The sequence below is a fragment of the Lysinibacillus antri genome (assembly GCF_003977595.1).
Lineage (GTDB): Bacteria > Bacillota > Bacilli > Bacillales_A > Planococcaceae > Ureibacillus > Ureibacillus antri.
Genome location: NZ_RYYR01000022.1, coordinates 24,334 through 42,913, shown reverse-complemented (window position 1 = coordinate 42,913; position 18,580 = coordinate 24,334). Strand labels below are relative to the sequence as shown.

At 36.6% G+C, this 18,580-nt stretch carries 13 protein-coding genes; 1 reads left to right on the top strand and 12 read right to left on the bottom strand.

Annotated elements, in window-relative coordinates; genetic code table 11:
* Positions 1-96: 96 nt before the first annotated feature.
* From EK386_RS14565 to EK386_RS14545, 5 genes are all read right to left on the bottom strand, one after another.
* A complete protein-coding gene (locus EK386_RS14565) occupies positions 97-747 on the bottom strand; it encodes a response regulator transcription factor (protein WP_126659913.1) in 651 nt (216 codons plus the stop codon).
* The gene (locus EK386_RS14560) at positions 747-2,183 is read right to left on the bottom strand and encodes a PAS domain S-box protein (protein ID WP_126659912.1); all 1,437 of its coding nucleotides are present in this window, start codon (positions 2,181-2,183) and stop codon (positions 747-749) included. Before EK386_RS14560 ends, EK386_RS14565 begins: the two co-directional genes overlap by 1 nt.
* A gap of 195 nt (positions 2,184-2,378) precedes the next feature.
* A complete protein-coding gene (locus tag EK386_RS14555; protein ID WP_126659911.1) occupies positions 2,379-3,857 on the bottom strand; it encodes a PAS domain-containing sensor histidine kinase in 1,479 nt (492 codons plus the stop codon).
* A 191-nt stretch (positions 3,858-4,048) separates the two neighbouring features.
* On the bottom strand, positions 4,049-5,830 hold the full coding sequence (locus tag EK386_RS14550; RefSeq protein ID WP_126659910.1) for an ABC transporter ATP-binding protein: 1,782 nt from the start codon (positions 5,828-5,830) through the stop codon (positions 4,049-4,051).
* A 355-nt stretch (positions 5,831-6,185) separates the two neighbouring features.
* The gene (locus EK386_RS14545) at positions 6,186-7,925 is read right to left on the bottom strand and encodes a multicopper oxidase family protein (RefSeq protein WP_126659909.1); all 1,740 of its coding nucleotides are present in this window, start codon (positions 7,923-7,925) and stop codon (positions 6,186-6,188) included.
* Positions 7,926-8,292: 367 nt separating this feature from the next.
* On the opposite strand from EK386_RS14545, the gene EK386_RS14540 reads away from it, so the two are divergent.
* A complete protein-coding gene (locus EK386_RS14540) occupies positions 8,293-8,958 on the top strand; it encodes an LbetaH domain-containing protein (protein WP_246027683.1) in 666 nt (221 codons plus the stop codon).
* A 534-nt stretch (positions 8,959-9,492) separates the two neighbouring features.
* On the opposite strand, the gene EK386_RS14535 is transcribed toward EK386_RS14540, so the two are convergent.
* The 7 genes from EK386_RS14535 to EK386_RS14505 form a co-directional block, all read right to left on the bottom strand.
* The gene (locus EK386_RS14535; protein WP_126659907.1) at positions 9,493-11,682 is read right to left on the bottom strand and encodes a HelD family protein; all 2,190 of its coding nucleotides are present in this window, start codon (positions 11,680-11,682) and stop codon (positions 9,493-9,495) included.
* A gap of 342 nt (positions 11,683-12,024) precedes the next feature.
* Positions 12,025-14,058 carry a metallophosphoesterase family protein gene (locus tag EK386_RS14530; RefSeq protein WP_126659906.1) on the bottom strand — a complete coding sequence of 678 codons (2,034 nt, stop codon included), beginning with the start codon at positions 14,056-14,058 and terminating at the stop codon, positions 12,025-12,027.
* A 126-nt stretch (positions 14,059-14,184) separates the two neighbouring features.
* Positions 14,185-14,535 (bottom strand): hypothetical protein, encoded by a 351-nt coding sequence (locus tag EK386_RS14525; RefSeq protein ID WP_126659905.1) that lies wholly within the window; start codon positions 14,533-14,535, stop codon positions 14,185-14,187.
* Positions 14,532-15,320 carry a hypothetical protein gene (locus tag EK386_RS14520; protein ID WP_126659904.1) on the bottom strand — a complete coding sequence of 263 codons (789 nt, stop codon included), beginning with the start codon at positions 15,318-15,320 and terminating at the stop codon, positions 14,532-14,534. Before EK386_RS14520 ends, EK386_RS14525 begins: the two co-directional genes overlap by 4 nt.
* A 2-nt stretch (positions 15,321-15,322) precedes the next feature.
* Positions 15,323-16,087: a hypothetical protein gene (locus EK386_RS14515; protein ID WP_126659903.1), complete on the bottom strand. Its 765-nt coding sequence runs from the start codon at positions 16,085-16,087 to the stop codon at positions 15,323-15,325.
* Positions 16,087-17,052, bottom strand: a complete 966-nt coding sequence (lpxD, locus tag EK386_RS14510; protein ID WP_126659902.1) for a UDP-3-O-(3-hydroxymyristoyl)glucosamine N-acyltransferase — start codon at positions 17,050-17,052, stop codon at positions 16,087-16,089. The genes EK386_RS14515 and lpxD overlap by 1 nt, the downstream gene beginning before the upstream one ends.
* Positions 17,021-18,559: a dynamin family protein gene (locus EK386_RS14505; RefSeq protein WP_126659901.1), complete on the bottom strand. Its 1,539-nt coding sequence runs from the start codon at positions 18,557-18,559 to the stop codon at positions 17,021-17,023. The genes lpxD and EK386_RS14505 overlap by 32 nt, the downstream gene beginning before the upstream one ends.
* Positions 18,560-18,580 lie beyond the last annotated feature (21 nt).

The following is an 18,580-nucleotide window of genomic DNA, read 5'->3' as shown; positions in this document are numbered from 1 at the left end:
TACACCGCAGACGAATTGAAGAACACCGCAAAATTTTGTGGTGCTCCGCGACTTATTAGGAAAAATAAAAAAACTACCAGGAATCCCTGATAGTTTTTACTTCAATTCTTCTTCTGGAATTAATCCAAGGCTTTTCGCTTTCGCAATCGTATCCACTCTTGTTCGTACACCAAACTTTTGATAGAGCGCGGTCAAATTATATTCTAACGATCTTTGACTCATGGCTAACGTAGCAGCGATTTCGCGAGTGCTTTTGCCTTTCGAGAGCTCTAGTAAAATTTGTTCTTCGTTGGCTGTTAACACTACTTTCCCATTCGAACTCGAACTATCTGAGATGATTCCTGGTCTTCTTAGTTCTCTAACTAGAGAAAGTGGAAGAATGACCTGCTTTTTTAACGCACTCCGAATACCTGCCACTAACTCATCTCTTGAGGATGTTTTTGATAGAAATCCAGAAATACCCGCTTCCACAAGCAAATTAAAATGAGGCTTAATATCAAATCCTGTATAGATTAAGACCGTTAACTCAGGATTATAGGCAAGTGCTTGTTTTGCTAGTTCAAGTCCGTTTAAATGCGGCATGTACAAATCAAATAACAAGACATCATAATGTTTTAACTTAATTAGATTCATTGCATTCAATGAACTATTTTCAACCGTAATCTTAAAATCGGGTTCTTGCTCTAATAGCATTTTTGTCCCTTCAATGATTGATAAATGGTCATCTACAATTAAAATATTTACCATTATACTAAACTCCTTTCAAGATGGATGGGCAACTCCAAAGTAGCCATAAACGCACTTCCATGACTCGAGGTGAAATCCATTTTTCCTCCAAGACTTTGCGCTCTCTGGCTAGCACTCGTAATTCTCATATTTGGTGACAAAGGACCCATCGTTAGACCATCATCACGATAGACGAGCCTTAAATGTTCATTTTCAACTGAAAGATCGAAATTTACTACATTTGCCTTCGAATGTTCTTCCGCATAATGAAGAAATTCCTGTACAATTCTGTAGATTCCAATGGTTTGCTCCTCACTTATGGATAGCTGGGAGACATTTTTGGATGTAAAAAGGATTCTATAAGTAGACGTCAATTGAACATGCTCAAACAAATTTTCCAATGATTTTTCAAGTCCCAACTCTCTTAAAAGAGGTGGACGCAACTCATTACAAGTTGCTCTAATCGAATGAATGATATCTAACAACCCTTGTTCGATTTCAATTAGTTTCACTTTTGCTTCCTGATTGAGTTCAGATCGTTTTAATAACGTTTCGAGTCTTCGATATAAGTCGATTTGGTCTTGTAAAACGGTATCGTGTAAATCACTGGATAAGGTCAATCTTTGCTGTTCTTGAAGGTTAAACATCATGCGTAGTACCCATTGTGGTGTTTCCTTACTAAGAGTCGTCGTTTCTAGCTGATACATTAGATTTTCGATCATATTGAGATTTTCAAAAACCATGACAGAATAATTTACAAAGGTTTCTAACCAAATGAATTCCATTGGTTCGCTCATAGCAGTTGCATCAAGGGAAATAATATAGGGATGTTGCTTTCGCTCACCTAGTTTTATAAAAATATTGCTAGAAAGCTTTGCAATTTTACCGCTTTGTAAATCCTGTTCATTAGATAGTTCGTTAGGAATAGCAGTTAGAATTTGAGGATTTGAGTTTGGAAGGATTGTGACTAGCTCCTTCACGATCCTCTCCTTAAGATCGGAAAATTTCATTACGACCGTAAGATCATTTGAGAAACTTTTTAAACTATTTTGTAAAACTTCGTGTCGATTTTTATGATATTCCAGTTCTAATTCCATTCGTTTTCGTTCAGTCACATCTCTTGTCGAAACTACTTGGAGATAATTTTCAGTCCCTGGCAATGGGGTAGTTTTACATTCAAAATAACGAATTTCACCATTCTTTCGCACCATACGATATTCGGTAGAGTTGCTCTTACCAGAATCTAATAAGTGCTTATGTCGATGCATCATCAGTTCTCGATCTTCAGGATGTACTATAATAAATACGTCAACATCATTTAATTCTTCAGGTGTATAACCCGTAATTTCGTATACACTTGGGGTGGAATAGATAATGTGACGATTTTCATCAACAATAAGGAGCATATCGCTTGTATGAGTAAGGATGGTTTCAAACATTTCTTGGTTGAAGCTCATAAAAACACCACCTATTTTCAACTTGGTATTAGTAGTTTACCTTAATTCTGTCTTTCCTGAACCGAAAAAATCTTGCGTGATAGGCGCTTTTTTCTAGTGTAGCTTAGGTCTATATATAAGACTTTCGCTGCATGATTTTCGAACAAAAAAATAAACCACTTTTTACGTGGCTTATCTATCTTCTTATGAATGAACTTATCTAGTTATCGGTAATTCAAGTCTAACGCGAAGGCCTTCTCCAGGCTGTGTGTCAAATTCAATGGTACCTCCAAGGCTTTTAATTCTTTCTCTCATTCCAGATAGACCAATACTTTTGTAGGTAGGCGTCAACTTTTCGGAGTCAAATCCTATACCATCGTCTGAGTATTGAAGCATAATATTATTCTCTTTATTTTCTATATAAAAATAAAGATTACTAGCTCGAGAGTGTTTCCCAGCATTGTTTAGTAACTCCTGAACAATTCGGTATAGACCTATCGTTTCTTCTTCGTTTAAAACGAGGGACTCTCTAATCTCCGTTGTGTAGTTGATTTTAAAAGTAGACGATACTTGCATGTATTCAAATAAGTTTTCTAACGAGCTCAATAATCCCAGTTCCCGTAACAGTGGAGGACGCAGCTCATGGCAAGTCATTTGAATTTGGTGAATCGAATCTGATACCCCTTTTACAATCCCGTTAAGCTGATCTTGAATTTCGCCTTCAAAATTATATTCTTTTAAAATGGCATCAAGGTTTCGATAGAGTATCATTTGTTCGTGTAATACCGTGTCATGTAAATCACTAGATAATTCCAGCCTTTGCTTTTCGGATAAATTAAACAATAATCGCATCATCCATTGTGGACGTTTATTATTTTGAAGGGCACTTTCCAATTGATTTATTAAATTTTCAATAACATGTAAACTTTCAAAGACCATTACCGTATAAAAAATCAATGTTTCAAACCAAATTGAATCCATTGACTCCTTGATTGAACAAGCATTGATTGTAAGAATGTGCGCTTTCTCTTTTCGCTCCCCTAGTAAAATATGTATCTGCTCATTATCATATTGTATTTTACCTATCGCCAATGTTGGTAAATAAGATAGTAGTCCAATTGGGAAATCACCTTCAAAAGACTCCGTTTCACGATGAAAAATACTAATCAACGGTTGTGCTTCTGGGAGTACGGTTTCAAGTTCTTCTATTAACCTATTTTTTAAATCTGACAACTTCAACACCATTGATAGATCTTGAGAGTATTTTTTTAATTGATTTTGCAAGACTTGATATCGGTTCTTGCGGTTTGCAAGCTCAGCTTCCATCGATTTTCGTAACGTAATGTCTCTAATGTTAACCACCACTAGATTATTCGGGTCATTGGGAATCAACATTACCCGTGATTCAACATATTTGACTTCACCATTTTTATGATAAACGCGGTATTCATCCATCTTTGGTTCCTTTAGATTGATCACTTCCCGATGTGAGGCAATCAATCGATCCCGGTCTTCAGGAAAAACCGGATCAAAGACATTTCTTCCCAAAAGTTCTTCTATTCGATAACCTAATACTGTTTCAAAAGAAGGAGTTATAAACTGAACAATTTGATTTTGATCAACCACAATAAGAATATCCTGTGTATGCTTTGTAATCGTTTCAAACTCCCAATTCATATGATTCGTTTTCTCCACCCTCTCACCACCTAACTAATAAACTTCCCTTTAAATTCCATTTTACATAATGAGCGTGTAACTGAATAGAAAATTAATTCGACACAATGATAAGAGGAAACATGTCACGCTGAAAAAGTAACCATCATCCTGCCAGCATAAAAAAATGCCCGTTTCAGAGTTGCTTACGGACATTTTTAGACCAAAACTAATTATGAAACTAATTTTGCTTTTTTCATAGACGGCTTTTTCGGTTCAAGTTCATTTTGTTTTGAATGCAGTTCTTTGTAATAGCCATTTAAGTTCAATAAACTTTGGTGACTTCCACTTTCGATAATCTCGCCATTTTTAAGAACAAAAATCGTATCAGCATTAACAATTGTCGAAAGTCTATGGGCAATCATGATGACTGTTTTATCTCTTCCTACTTGGAAAACGGATTGTTGCACGAGCTTTTCACTTTCATTATCAAGAGCACTCGTCGCCTCATCTAATATTAAAATAGATGGGTCTTTTAAAAATACCCGCGCAAGGGAAATTCTTTGCTTTTGCCCCCCTGAAAGCTTAATTCCTCTTTCACCGATTTCTGTATCATATCCTTTAGGCAACTTTGTGATAAATTCGTCCGCAAAAGCTTTCTTTGCTGCTAATTCCACTTCCTCATCTGTTGCATCAGGTTTTCCTAACTTAATGTTTTCTTTAATTGATGAGCTATATAAAAAATTATCTTGTGTGACGATCCCCATCTGATCTCGCAAACTGGAAATTGAATAATCTCTAATATTTTCTCCATCGATCAGCACATCACCACAACTTGCATCGTACATTCGCATAAGGAGCTGTAAAATCGTGCTTTTCCCCCCGCCACTTTCACCAACAAATGCATAGGTTTTTCCTTTTTCGATTGTAAAATGAACCCGATTTAATATCTGACGAGACTGATCATAAGAAAATGAAACATGGTTAAATTTAATAGAATTTTGGAACGAATTTAAAACAGTTGGATGTTCTTTTTCCTTAATCGACTGTTCAATAGTTAAAAAGTCAAAAATTCGCTGTAGGGCAACACTACCTTCTGTAATGACTGGAAATGCTTGAACCAGTGCCGCAACAGGACTTCGCATTTTTTCTACATAAGCAAAGAAAGCAATGAGACTACCCACCGTTAAATTCCCTTCAATGACAAACCAACTTGCAATAAACGCTACAAGTAAAGGTGTAAAATCAATTAATACATTCACGGAAGATAACGAAAGGGCATTAATTTTAGCCTGTTTATCGGTTAACACTTCATATTGTCCCAGACGCTCATTCAATTCCTGTTTATCACGTTTTTCAGCAGAAAATAACTTAGAAATAAATGCGCCTTGAATTTTTTCAAAAATAAACCCATTTAAAATCGACCGCTCATTCATCATGTTCTTTGTAGAGATTTTAAATTTTTTCGAAAAAAAGTGTGCAAGCAAAAACTGAATCGTTATCAAAACAATGGAGATCATCGCAAGCTTCGGGTTAAGTACGAGCATAATTCCAACAACAGTGAGCAACACAATCATTTCAATGAAAATATTTCCGAATGTTGCTGTCAAGTATCCTTTTACCTTCTCGACATCATCAAAAAAACGTGTACCAATTTCCCCGCTTTTATTTTCTGTAAAATATTTCGCATCGAGGGAATGAATTTTATCAAAGATATCCTGACGAAGCTTTTTAAGAATATTATTATTAGCTGTATGGATACAGTATTGTCTAACGTATTCCATTGGATAGCGAATAAATAAAAAGGTGATGACCATACAAATCGCAATCAGAAATAACTTTTCAACTTTTTCAGCATTTGTGTAAGTACTACTTTGGAGTAAAACATCAAAAATGTATTTTAGAATAAGAGGAACAGATAGCGGAATTAAAAAACGAAACAAACTCCCTACGAATCCCCAAATATAAAACAATGCTTCTTTTCTTACATAAGGTGTAAATTGCTTGTTAAACATAATCGAACCCCTCTCGTAAAGTTAATTCTTCTACAATTATCTTTACATATTTATCAAACTTTCAGAGCGCAGACTTACTGCAAGGGGTCCGCAAATACTTTTCGTCCAATAGACAATTTTTTTCGGAAATTACAACTAATTTTTTGGAGAAATCCGTTACATCCTGCAAATCTACATATAGCGAAATCGACATACGACTTATTTAAAAATATGTGTAAATGACACTTAATTCTATATCAGTCGAATATCGTAACCGCAAAATAAAAACCCATCTCCCTAGATACACTAAAGAGATGGGCGATTGAAGTATACAACATCACAATGCAATTCATTAATTATCTTTTATGAAATTCGTCTATTCCTCTTCCTTGTTATCGTTCGTTTCAGCATCGGTTTCTTCTACACTTTCTGACAGTTCGCTATCTTTTGCTAGTAACGTGTTTGCTAGCTGATTGTTTTGTGGATTGTCAGTTGGTGGTGCCGCTTCGTTATGGCCTTCGTTTGCATGAGGAAGTTGAACCGGGTGTGCGTCATTGATGACAGTAATTGGTCGCATCATATCGTGATCTTCATGTTCTAAGAAATGACAGTGCCAAATGTAGTTGCCTGTGAAGTCTTTCCAATGCATGATGACCGATGTTACATAGCCGACATCTGCTTTAAATACATCTTTAAAGCCCGTTTCATAATCACGCGGCAATTCCAAGTCACCCATTTCAAGGATTCCTTCATTTAAATACTTTTGCACGTCAAAAGGTCTCCTTCCAATAATCTTACCCTGAATTAAATGGATATGAATTGGATGCGGAATTGGTGTCGTATTAATGAAATTCCAAATTTCAATGGAGTCTAAAGATGGTTTCTCTGTCGCAGGCTCATGATACATCTTGTCATTGAGCATCAGCATGAGTCTTCCATAGTCATCTACTGAAGCTGTTAATGGTAAATCTCTTTCAATATGCGCATGCTCCGTATGAAGATCCATTCCACGTGGTGCCATTTCTGTTGGAATCACGCTCGTATCTTTACCTTGTAGTGGGACACATACGCGGAATTGCATAATGACACTTGTATGCTCATTTGGTGGAGCGGATTCTGTATCATCATTCATGAGGGTAATTGTTTGACCTGCTAGATTGGTGAAGTCAATAATCAGATCCGTTCTTTCAGCTGGCAGTAATTCAATTGTGTTGATTGGATTCGGCGCTGTTAAAAATCCACCATCCGTTCCTAATTGAATCATCGGCTGATTGTTCGACAGTCTAAAAATATACCCTCTTCTGTTTGATGCATTTAACATACGGAATCGGTATTTTCTTGGCTCTACGTTAAGGTATGGCCAAACTTTACCATTGACAGTAATTGTGTTCCCCAGATGTCCTACTGTAATAGACGGTTTAACAGGGGCTGGAGGGAAAGGTGGTTGAGGTCCATCTGGATAAAAGAGCGATCCGTCTTCATTAAACGATTTATCTTGAATAATCATTGGAATTTCATATTTTCCGCTTGGCAGTTGTAATCGCTCTTCCATAAAGTCACGCAGCAAATAATACCCCGCAAGCCCTGCATACACATTTAATCTTGTTAAGGCCATTGCGTGGTCATGGTACCATAGTGTTGTTGCAGGTTGATGATTTGTATATTCGTGTACTTCTCTTCTAAATTTTGGTCCTACATATTCATAGTTTTGTGTATACCAAGATTCAGGGTGCCCATCGCTTTCCCAGAAAACATTAGCGCCATGTAAATGCGTTACTGTTCGCACTTCTGGTGAATCGTTGGCCGTATGCAGTGTTGTGTCAACCGGAAGAAAGTGTTTTTTCGGCAATTTATTAATATACTTCACATACGTTGTTTTATCTTTCATCGCTTCAATTGTCGGCCCCGGAACAAGCCCATCATATCCCCAAACTTTCGTCAGTGGAAAATATCGATGGAAACGGTGGTAGGCTTCTTTCATTTCTAGCTCATAGTACGAATTGAGTGGATATTTGAGGTTACGTTTTGGACGAGCAACTTTCGGCTTTTCCAATGGATCAATAAATTTTGGTATCGTCGTTGGATCTGCTGGATTCACTTTGTTGTGTTGTGACAAATCTCGATGCCTCCTAATTGTTTGATATAATCTATCTGCATTATGATGTTGTATTCTACATTGTATTAATTTGACAAAATATGATATAGGATAAATATGTAATTTATATAAGAAAAATTATTCGATCTTAAAGACCTGTTTTATGAGCACTTTTTGAAAATAATGTAATCTATTCTTCTTATTGAACTGCTTGGATTGTTTGGCTAATATTAGGTCAAGTTTGGCTAATAACCCCCGCATTTTGGCTAATAATTACATTCATTTGGCTAATATCCTCTGCATTTTGGCTATTAATTACACTCAATCATACCGTTTGTTTCTAAGAATATAATGGTGATAAATCTGTTTTGAGATGGGAGAATTGCCTTTGCACTATTTTCGAAATGTTCCAACCCCAGTCAATCAATATAGTTTTTTTGTTGGGGCGAATCCACCTACTTCGTTCAATCCGGATCCTCGTTATCCTACCATTCAAAGCACCTCATTTTTGAGCCCCTTTTCCTTTATTGTCGGGGATGTGACGATTGGCAATCAAACATTTATTGGACCATTTGTGAGTGTCCGCGCAGATGAGGGAACACCCTTTTATATTGGAAACGAAAGTAACTTACAAGATGGGGTCATTCTTCACGGATTAAGGGATCGACATTTTGAGGTGGGCGGCAAAAAATATTCTGTTTATATCGGGGATAAAGTTTCCTGTGCCCATGGATCACTCATTCATGGACCAGCCGTGCTTGAGGATAATACGTTTGTTGGATTTAATGCAATTGTATATAATGCTTGGGTGGGTGAAGGCGCATTTATTTCCACCGGTGCAACGGTTACGAATGGAGTTAAAATCAAGGCCAATAGTTTTGTTCCGCCAAATGCAACCATAGACACCCAGGCAAAAGCTGATTCATTAGCACCGGTCCCTACCACTGAGGCCGATTTTGCAAAAGCCGTACAGCGGGTAAATGCAGAATTCCCACCAGCCTATTCACTATACTTCGGGAAAAATCGATGTTCATGTGGATTGGCTTGCGGTTGAATGCTTTTAGTGGCAGGATTATTGGAATCTCGCCTGCAACATGTTTTGTTATGTTGAGTTTCCTAAGCTTAACGAGGTACTACTTGAATTAAATAACTCATAAGGAAGGGGCTGCCGAATATAGCAGCCCCTTCTTTAGCATGGATTCTGAGGATAAGCGGTCGCATTCCGGGCAAGTGCTCGCAATTCCGATCAACCGCTCTCAATTCCGATCAACCGCCCTCAATTCCAACCAACCGCCCTCAATTCCAACCAACAGTCCTCAATTCCAACCAACCGCCCTCAATTCCAACCAACCGCTCTCAATTCCGATCAACCGCCCTCAATTCCAACCAACCGCCCTCAATTCCAACCAACCGCCCTCAATTCCAACCAACCGCTCTCAATTCCAACCAACCGCTCTCAATTCCAACCAACCGCTCTCAATTCCAATCAACCGCTCTCAATTCCGATCAACCGCCCTCAATTCCAACCAACCGCCCATAATCAGCAGTTTCCTCCAACGTTTTGTCCTTCCTCCAGTTTAGAAACCCATTAAGTAACATGACTGAAATTCACAGCATCCTTAGTGTCACTGTATACGAGCTCTTCTAGTAATGGGGATGGGTTGTTTTGATAGAAGATTTTCAGTTCTTTTTGGGCACGTGTGATGGCGACGTACAATAGTTTAGTGTGAATATCGTCGTTTGGATAGCTGATGTCATTGGCATTCACTAACATTACTGCATCAAATTCCATTCCTGTTGCATTATATACAGCGATGACAGAGATATCGAGGTCCTGAATTCCCTCCGCATAGCTTGCTTGATCAAATCGTTTCTGTAATTCTTTTGCTAGGGCCTCTGCTCGCTTTTCATCTTTATGGATAATGGCAATTCGTTTGTATTTCCTTTCCCATTGCTTGAGCGTTTGTTCAATTTTCATCATCAGTGTTTTTCCGGAGTCGATTGTCTCAAACGTGACGGGACTGCCACTACTGCAAACGGATTTAATGGCATCCTCCTCATTAAACCGAACATTTAACACATGATTGGCTACTTTTACGATTTCTTTTGTTGAGCGATAATTGTTTTTCAAGTCGACAATCGTTGTTTCCTCGCCAAAGCATTCAATTACCTCTTCCCACGATTGTTCCCGATCTTCCATTAAGATTGCTTGATTTACATCGGTAATGATTGTCATAGTTGAACACATTCGTTTTAGCGTGGCGTAATGGATATAGCTTAAATCTTGCCCTTCATCAATGACGACATGTTTGTACACGGGATGGTTTTGATTTAATAGGACATGAAGATACCATAACGGCGCATAATCGTGAAAATCAATCTTCCCTGGTTCGTAATAATAGAGCAGTGCTTTGATTTCTTCATTGTCGTAGTCATTCTTCGCGAAGTACACAAATAATTGGTTATAAATTTCTAAAATCGTTCCAGGATTCATGGCATTTTTCCAATTGGTCATGATTTGATCGAACTCGTCGGTCATTTTATCTATTTTCTTTTCTTTTATGTCCGTAATTAACGACTCCACAAAAACTATTTCTCCCGCTTCCAATTCAACTTCCATCAGAAATTCTTTAAATTCAGTTGTTTTGTCTGTCAGTTCTTTCATTTGTTGGTCCAGTACATTTTTGAAGACGTTTTCGGCATGCATTAAAAACTTCTGTACCCTTGTGCAGAAAGGAAGATGCGCATATTGATCAAAAATTTTGACTAGATCCTCTTCTGTTATTGATACATGTCCATAAGCAATTGGAATCATGCTATCGCGATAACTTTCCGTCACCCTTTCCACATGTGCTTCTAGTAATTGAGCAAATCGTTTTGACGCTTTAAATTTTATCGCTTCACTGATACTTTGATCATCTTCTTTAAACACCATTTCATCGTAATAGCGGGCATAGTTCGGTGATGTGTCAATTGTGACATAGGGCGATAAATTTTGTTCCATTAGCTGACATATTGTCTTCTGATGAATGCCTGCTAGATCCAGTTGTAGGATGAGCTTTTCAAAGGGTAGCATCGATCTTTTGGATGATGCAATTAATAAAAAGTTAGCGGGTCTTAAATGTTCGTTATTAAACAACAAATAAGATAGCCTATGTAATGCGATGGAAGATTTTCCTGAGCCTGCAACGCCTTGGATGATGATATTTTTATTAAGACTGTGTCGAATGGCGATATTTTGTTCTTGTTGAATGGTTTCGATAATTTCTTTTAAGTTACCCGTTGTTTCTCTTTCATCAAGATTTGAATGCAACATTTCTTTTGTATTTGTTCTTGATTGCCATTGCCTCGGCATTCGCTCTAAATCTGAACTTGGAAACTGTTCAATAATATTCGTCACTTTTTGATTGTGAATGAGGATTTGTTTTTTGGAAAGTACGTCCACTACTTCTTTTTGGGTCTCGCCATTTTTATCAATCTCATACACTTGTAAGCTTTGTTCGGGTGTAAAATTATAATAGGTAGAAGCAATTGGCATTCTCCAATCCAAAACAACGATCTCTTCCTCACTAGTGTGAAGTCCTTTTTTTCCGATATAGAATGTTTCAAGCCCATGTCGATTTGAATTGATCTCCATTTTCCCAAAGTAGGGCTGTTTTTTTAATTCTTCCATCGTTGTCTCATTCGATGTCGTGTATAATTCGCAATCAATTTTCTGGATCGTGTCTTCTAAAAACAATTGCTCGTTTTTCAGCTCATCATTGATCAAAGTTATCAACCTCAATCCCCATAGATTTTGTTATAGAAGAAAATTGTTTGTTTTAAAATTGTATGGTGAAATGGTTTCATTATGAGTGATTTTACAGTATTTACTAGGAGAATTTATTTAGGGAAAATTATTTTAATCTGTGATTTCCCAATACGAAAAAGTTAAATTAGTAAAATCAACCTACTATACATTAAATATTATGTGAAAAAGGTATTTATTTTCAGTTAAATCTTCTATCATTTTCGCCAAATAAAAGCGAACACCCTTATAGATGCTCGCTTTTGTCTATTTTTGTGGAAATTTATGGGATAGCACATTGATTCACTCACCAGTTCTCGGAGTCGCAACGCTTTATTTTAAAAACTTATTAGTAATTTCATTGTCTTTTACAGTTAACAACCCTAAGTGATTATCCGTTTCAATAATCGCCAAACGAGTTAGCTGGTCATAACTAAATTGTTCTTTCCATATGAACTGTTCATCTGGGGTATCATTTGTGTGGATTTGGTAGGATGGATCACAATAGCGGTAGTTGAGTTGATTTTCTTTTAAACGAGAATTGATTGCTGTGACGATTTTCATGAGTGGGCCTAATCGATGAAAACTCATATTTTTTTGTGGGCTTGATGTAATTTGCTTAATCGTTAACTCTTTTCCATCCGCAAATGTGACAGTAGAATTCACGGAGAATCCATAATGTACATCCCCTGATAAAATAATGCACTGGCTTGGATTCCAGTTGGCTAGCTGGGTTAAAATGCGCGTTAAGCCTTTCCCATTATATTTCCACGCTTCAACATCAAAAACCGTTTGTACCTCTACCCCTAGCATTTTTAAAGAAGGTGTAAATGTAGAAACGAGCTCCTCAATTATTTCAAAACCAATAACCGGAGTTGCAGAAATGACGATTAACGGGGTCCCCTTTTCCCATTCACTTTCTTCTAATTGTTTCGCTAGTGCTTCAAATTCTTCATCATTTACGAGTTGTGGTGGATACGTTTCTGGCGATAATTGTTCGATTTTAGTCGTATGCGGTTTATCTTCATACTCTCGCATCGTTCGTGTATCAAGGAAAACGGCCTTTGGATTTGTAGGCGCCACAAAATGCCACGGACGGTGCTCCCATAACAGGTCCATCCATGAACGATAGTCGATTTGTTCGTTTTGTAATGAATGAAAATAGTGTTGCAGCTGCGAAATGAACTCCTCCTCAAATGACTCTGGCGCATTTCCCCATCCTTGAAATGCCCAATAAGCCGTTAACCCGTTTGTAACGACATGTTTTCCTATAGGTGATTTTTGGACAGTCGCTTTCCACTCTGCGTTAATATTCCAATCATCCGTAATATCATGGTCATCAAATATCATATACGTCGGGATGTTTGCTAGTAATCTTCTAATCTTATAAGCTGTTTGATGACAGTTGGCAAGGGCTTTTTCATGCTCGGTATAGCGTTTTTCTAATTGTTTCGTTTCGAGCTTTTTCAACTTATCACTTTGGGATTCGATATAAATATGGTCGTTATCTAGCGCTTCTTGGAAGGATTCAAAAAGTGCATAATCTTTTACAACCTCCCAAAGCACTGGACTCCAATAAAATAAATATAAAGCTGCAAACTCCCCAAATTCCATCATGTGATTGGCAGCCTTTCGTGATGAAAACTCTGCAAATTGTTTCATGATGGCCGTTCTACCATTCGTTTTGTAGAGGGAGGTGTTATAAGGTTTTTTGGCAAGGCGTTTATCAATAGTGTGCAATTTTTCATTTACTCCGATTAGCGCGCTGCTGATTTCGTGGATTGGTCGAAAGAGTGGATCGGCTACATTATCTGCATAGATTTGATCTCCCATAGTAAAGAGTGCTTGTGGACGTTGTGTAAGGTCTCGGCTCTTTTCGGCTAGTTCCCGATCGCCATTCGCTAAGGTGTCCTCCCCCTCCCCATGGAGATTTCGGCAAGAGCCATATAGGAAGTTGTTAGAATTATGATTGTCGGCAATAAAGAAGGTTGGATAGTTGAGTGAATCATAGAGGATGTTATTTGGGTTATCTTCAGAAAGCAAATCCAAATCACCTAAATCAAAGGATTCATTATCGATCGTAAAATAGAGGTTGTAGCCAATTAATTGATTGGTAGGAAAAAGTCCATTTTTAGGCGTGATTTTGATTAAATGAATAAAAAGATTTTCTCCAAACTGAACGGTTGTTGTTTCGGTGGCTGCGCGTAATTTGGAATAGTAGTCCTTTGTATGTTTTGTTGTAATTTCATAAATCTGAGCCCCAATGCTATACGCTTTACTTGTCGCTACCCAAACATACGCCTTCGTTGGCTCGACTCGTCGAAGGATCGGACCAGCCAATAGAGCAGGAAACTTGAAACTTTTCATACTTCCACCCCACGATTAGACTTTCATTACAATATGCAGAAAGCCTAATGAATGTGAGAGGTGGGGGTGAGAACCTCAAAAAAAAATAGGCGAACTGGATTTCGTCACCTACTTATTCTAAGAGATTTAGTTTTTTACTTTTATTCTACTTGTTTTTTTCGTAGAATCTGCTTCTTGTTGGATATCTGTAAATAGATTGTTAATTAAAGAAAGTTTCACTACTTCTTCAAAACGTTTAAGTGTTTTATCGATTTCTTCCATGTGGTGCTCATACCCCTTAGTTGAAGCCGCACTCTTTTCTTCTATTGAATCAATTTTATTATGTAATTCTTTCAGAGATGATTTCATATCCGTATTGAGCTTTTTTACTACTTTTTCATTTTTTTCTTGCATCGCGATCAGTTGGTTCACTTTTTCTTCAAGTCGGTCAAAATCTGTTTTTGTAACGATGCCAATTTTATTCCAATCTAAGTTCATACTGTCACCTTTTCTCGAGGTTGTTGATGCAATTCTGAAAGCACCATATCACAAATGGACAAAGTAAAATATAGGTCACATTTCTTTTGTTCTAACACTTCTGCATCTTTTTCTTTTAATTGTTCAATTTCATCAAATTGCATAGAGATTTCTTGTAAAGAGTTTGTAATCTCTTCTAAACGATCTTCAATTTGATCTGTAATCAGGCTACACTGTTCATTTACAGTTTCACGAATTGTCTCCGAAAGTTCAACTAGCGAATTGCTAAAGACCCGATTTGAAAATTCTTTCATCGCGTTTTCTTTTGCCTGACCTTTTTTCATTTTCAATATGTTTAAACATTCCGAATCATCAATGGATACTTTTCTTGATAATTCATTTTTTATCTTCCCAATCACATTTTTCTCAACGGATTGTAATTTTCGTTCCAATCGGTTAATGTTAATATTTAACTTTTTTCCATTGTAGTCTTGCACGTTAATTTTTTTAATATCTTCTACTAAAAGATTAATATTTTCTCTACACGTATTTAAACAATCTCTTTCAAATTTATCCGCAACGGGTTCTAAACTTCTTGTATAATCTCTTAAAGATTCATTAATACGCTTAGTCTCTTCTATTCGCGCCGTTTCGGGATTGTATTCATCTTCTTGCCCTGTTTCTCTACTCACTTTGCTGCTACTTTTTCCCGCAGGACCTAATACGTTGTCAATTTTATCTGCTGCCCAGTCCCCTGCTTTACCGCCAACTGTTCGCAATACACTTCTTGTTATCCCTGTTCCCATTACTAAGACTCCTTTCTTAATAAATCTAGTAAGTATTCGCTTTGCTCAACCGCAAGCATACTTTCTATTTTCACTTGTTCATATTTTTGAACATCATGATTTTTACTTTCAATCAACTGTAAAAAACTAGATTCATTTTTAGTGGCAACTTTACTGATTTCTTCCATACGATCTTCAATGACTTGAACTAAATCTTCTTCAAAATCTACCATTTTCTCTTTGATTTTATTTGTTACTTCCATTACTGCTTCAAAAATAACAGACTGTTCAAATTCGTCCATTCGTTTACTTTTTGTTGCACCAGGAAGCATTTTTAAGATCCTTCTACACTCTTCATCATCCAACGATACGCGTCTTGAAATAAAATTAGCCATAGTCCCGGTTAAATCGGATTTTATTTTTTCAAGCTTTCTTGTATATCGATCCAGTTTAAATAAAATAAAATTTTTATTATCGTCATTCAACATGCTTAACGTATCCTGTAAATCGTCAAAGAAATAATTACACTCTTTTATTATTTCATACTCAATGGTGTTTGCCTTTTGTTGTAACAGCATCGAAAAACTATTTAATATTGAGTTCAACTCGTAAATATCACTAATTTCTGTAACATTTATATCTGTCGGTTTTTGCTTGCTGATTGTTTCTTTAACCGCTTCTTGTTCTTGATCTTTATTAAAGAACAAATCAAATATTTTTTTAGCGGTTTTAAAAATCGTACCTAAATCTGGAATTGGAAAAGGAATCGGCAATTTTGGTGGAAACATTAATGATTCTCCTTATCGCTTATTTTTCTTTTCATTTGCGCTTGAAATTTTAGATTTTCCGAATGTAACACCGCTGGATTTCCTGAGATGATTTGATTATTTTTAATGTTTTTCGTAACGATGGATTTCGCCATTACGACCACATGATCACCAATCTCAATATCACCAACAATTCCACACTGTCCATAGATTGTGGTAAAATTCCCTATCTTTGCCCAACCTGCGATTCCAACTTGTGCAGCAATGATGCAATTTTCACCAATTTTCACTTCATGGGCAATTTGAACTAAATTATCAATTTTCGTTCCATCACCTACCATGGTCGTTCCGATTGTTCCCTTATCGATTGTAGTATTTGCGCCAATTTCCACATGATTACCAATGATTACATTCCCTACATTAACGAGTTTTTCGTGTGTTTGGCCGATTTTAATAAATTCAAAACTATCCGAGCCAATTATTGCTCCGGGATGGATTATGACGCCAGAACCAATCGTTACACCTTCACCTATTACAACATTCGGATAGATGATACAGTGCGCACCAATTGTCACCCCGTCTGCTATCACTGCATTCGGATAAATTATTGTCTGCTCGCCAATCGAAACGTCTTGACCGATGACACTTTGAGGCGAAATATTCGAAGTGGTTTTGGCCTTTTGCTGAAACTTTCTTAATAACATTGGCAGCATTTCTTCCGGTAAACATGGTACCTTTATATACGTTTTGCCTCTTGGAAGTGAAAGAATTGGGGGAACTAAAATAACACCAGCCTTTGTCGATTCAATCTTTTGAAGATCACTTTGTTTTCGGATATAAGTTAAGTCTGTAGAAGTTGCGTCATCAATTAAAGCAATGCCATTCACTTCCGTAGATGGTTCGCCCTCAACGATCCCATCAAGCCATTTTGCTATATCAATCGCTTTATACATTTTATCGAGTGGCCAACTTTTTAATTTGGTCACAAAGCTCGTCTACACGTTTTTCCGTACTACGACGAACTAAATTAAGTGTGTTAACTAAACTTTCACGTTGCTGTTGAACTTCCTCAAGGTTTTGTTTACTTTTTTCGCGCTCTCGTTGAATTTGATCGATATCACTATTTGCAGCATCTAATAGTTGTATATTGTTTTTACGAACGTCTTCAAAGAACGTTTGAATATCTTGTTTAATATCTAGGTAAGATTGTTCTAAATCTTCAAATAGAATATCTTGATATTTTGAAATAATTTCTGTACTTAAAATATGTTTTAAGAAATCAATGTTTGATAATTCTTTTAACTTGTCTAGATTTGCCTCGATATCTCTTATTCTAAATTTAAGTGCCGTAGATTCAATTTCGAACATCGAGTCATCATCTAAATTTTCGTAATTTGTTACTAAATTATAAAGATAGGAAGCAACAGCAAATACATTCTTTTCTGCTAAAATTTCATTGCCGTAACAATCGTCTTGTTTTAAATATTTTGTCCACTCAGCTTTTTGTTGCTTCCAGTTTTCGTCTGGACGGTTTAATGTATCCCATTGCGTCCCAATCACATATACTTTTTCTGGGTTATAACGTGTATTGGAGAATACGCGATATAATGTTGCTAATTCTTGTCCCGTCATTGCATCGGATTTTACACATGCAAACACTGCATTTGCTCGGTCAATATATCTTCTCGTTACATCTGAACGGTACCGTACTGCATCATCAAGACCTGGCGTATCAACAAATACGACTTGTTCTGGTAATCCAAAATCTGTAAGTCCTACTTCTACTTCTTTTACAAAATAATGGGTTGCTTGTTTTGAAGACGTCCATTTTTCAATTTCTGCTTTCAATGACTCTTCACTATCAAATGCAATCGTCTTATCTGCTTGTCCAATCCATTTTCCTTTTTCAGAATCGGCTTGTAATTTATTATATTCTTCTAAAAATAACGTAGATTTTGAATCATGAACGCTTTTCCACAAAGTTTCCCACTCATGACTATTATAAAAACTTAATTTTACGTAATTATTATCTTTTGCTACACGGAATTTTGTTAGTACCGCTGTTTCAGGTGTAACTGAAGTAGATGCTAATTGTTTTCCTAATAAAGCATTAATTAAAGTGGATTTACCAGCTTTAATGGCACCTACAAATGCAATATGAAATTCTGGTGTACGACTTTTTTCTATGTAATTTGTAATATTCGTAATGAGAGACGTATTTGTTCGAATCGTATCCTTAACTTCGGGATGTGAGACGATTGATTGCATTTTTGTTAACGTTTGAACATAGCGATTAATCGTCTCATTCCAAAGTACCTTTGTTTCATTCCCATTTTCGTTTTGAACTTTGTTAATAAACGTTTTCATTTTATTTTGATATAATTTTTTAAGTTCATCATTTTCGATAGAGTTTTTATTCGTAAAGGTTCCACAATTTTTACAAAAATATGAATACTCTTCAATTTTCTCGAAACATTCTTGACATGACACCATACATATTACCCCCTAGTATTT

What these genes read in the sequence shown, in the direction of transcription:
- EK386_RS14565 (WP_126659913.1), bottom strand. Translation starts at nt 747, where the DNA reads ATGGTAAATATTTTAATTGTAGATGACCATTTATCAATCATTGAAGGG.
- EK386_RS14560 (WP_126659912.1), bottom strand. Translation starts at nt 2,183, where the DNA reads ATGAGCTTCAACCAAGAAATGTTTGAAACCATCCTTACTCATACAAGC.
- EK386_RS14550 (WP_126659910.1), bottom strand. Translation starts at nt 5,830, where the DNA reads ATGTTTAACAAGCAATTTACACCTTATGTAAGAAAAGAAGCATTGTTT.
- EK386_RS14530 (WP_126659906.1), bottom strand. Translation starts at nt 14,058, where the DNA reads ATGAAAAGTTTCAAGTTTCCTGCTCTATTGGCTGGTCCGATCCTTCGA.
- EK386_RS14525 (WP_126659905.1), bottom strand. Translation starts at nt 14,535, where the DNA reads ATGAACTTAGATTGGAATAAAATTGGCATCGTTACAAAAACAGATTTT.
- EK386_RS14520 (WP_126659904.1), bottom strand. Translation starts at nt 15,320, where the DNA reads ATGGGAACAGGGATAACAAGAAGTGTATTGCGAACAGTTGGCGGTAAA.
- EK386_RS14515 (WP_126659903.1), bottom strand. Translation starts at nt 16,087, where the DNA reads ATGTTTCCACCAAAATTGCCGATTCCTTTTCCAATTCCAGATTTAGGT.
- EK386_RS14505 (WP_126659901.1), bottom strand. Translation starts at nt 18,559, where the DNA reads ATGGTGTCATGTCAAGAATGTTTCGAGAAAATTGAAGAGTATTCATAT.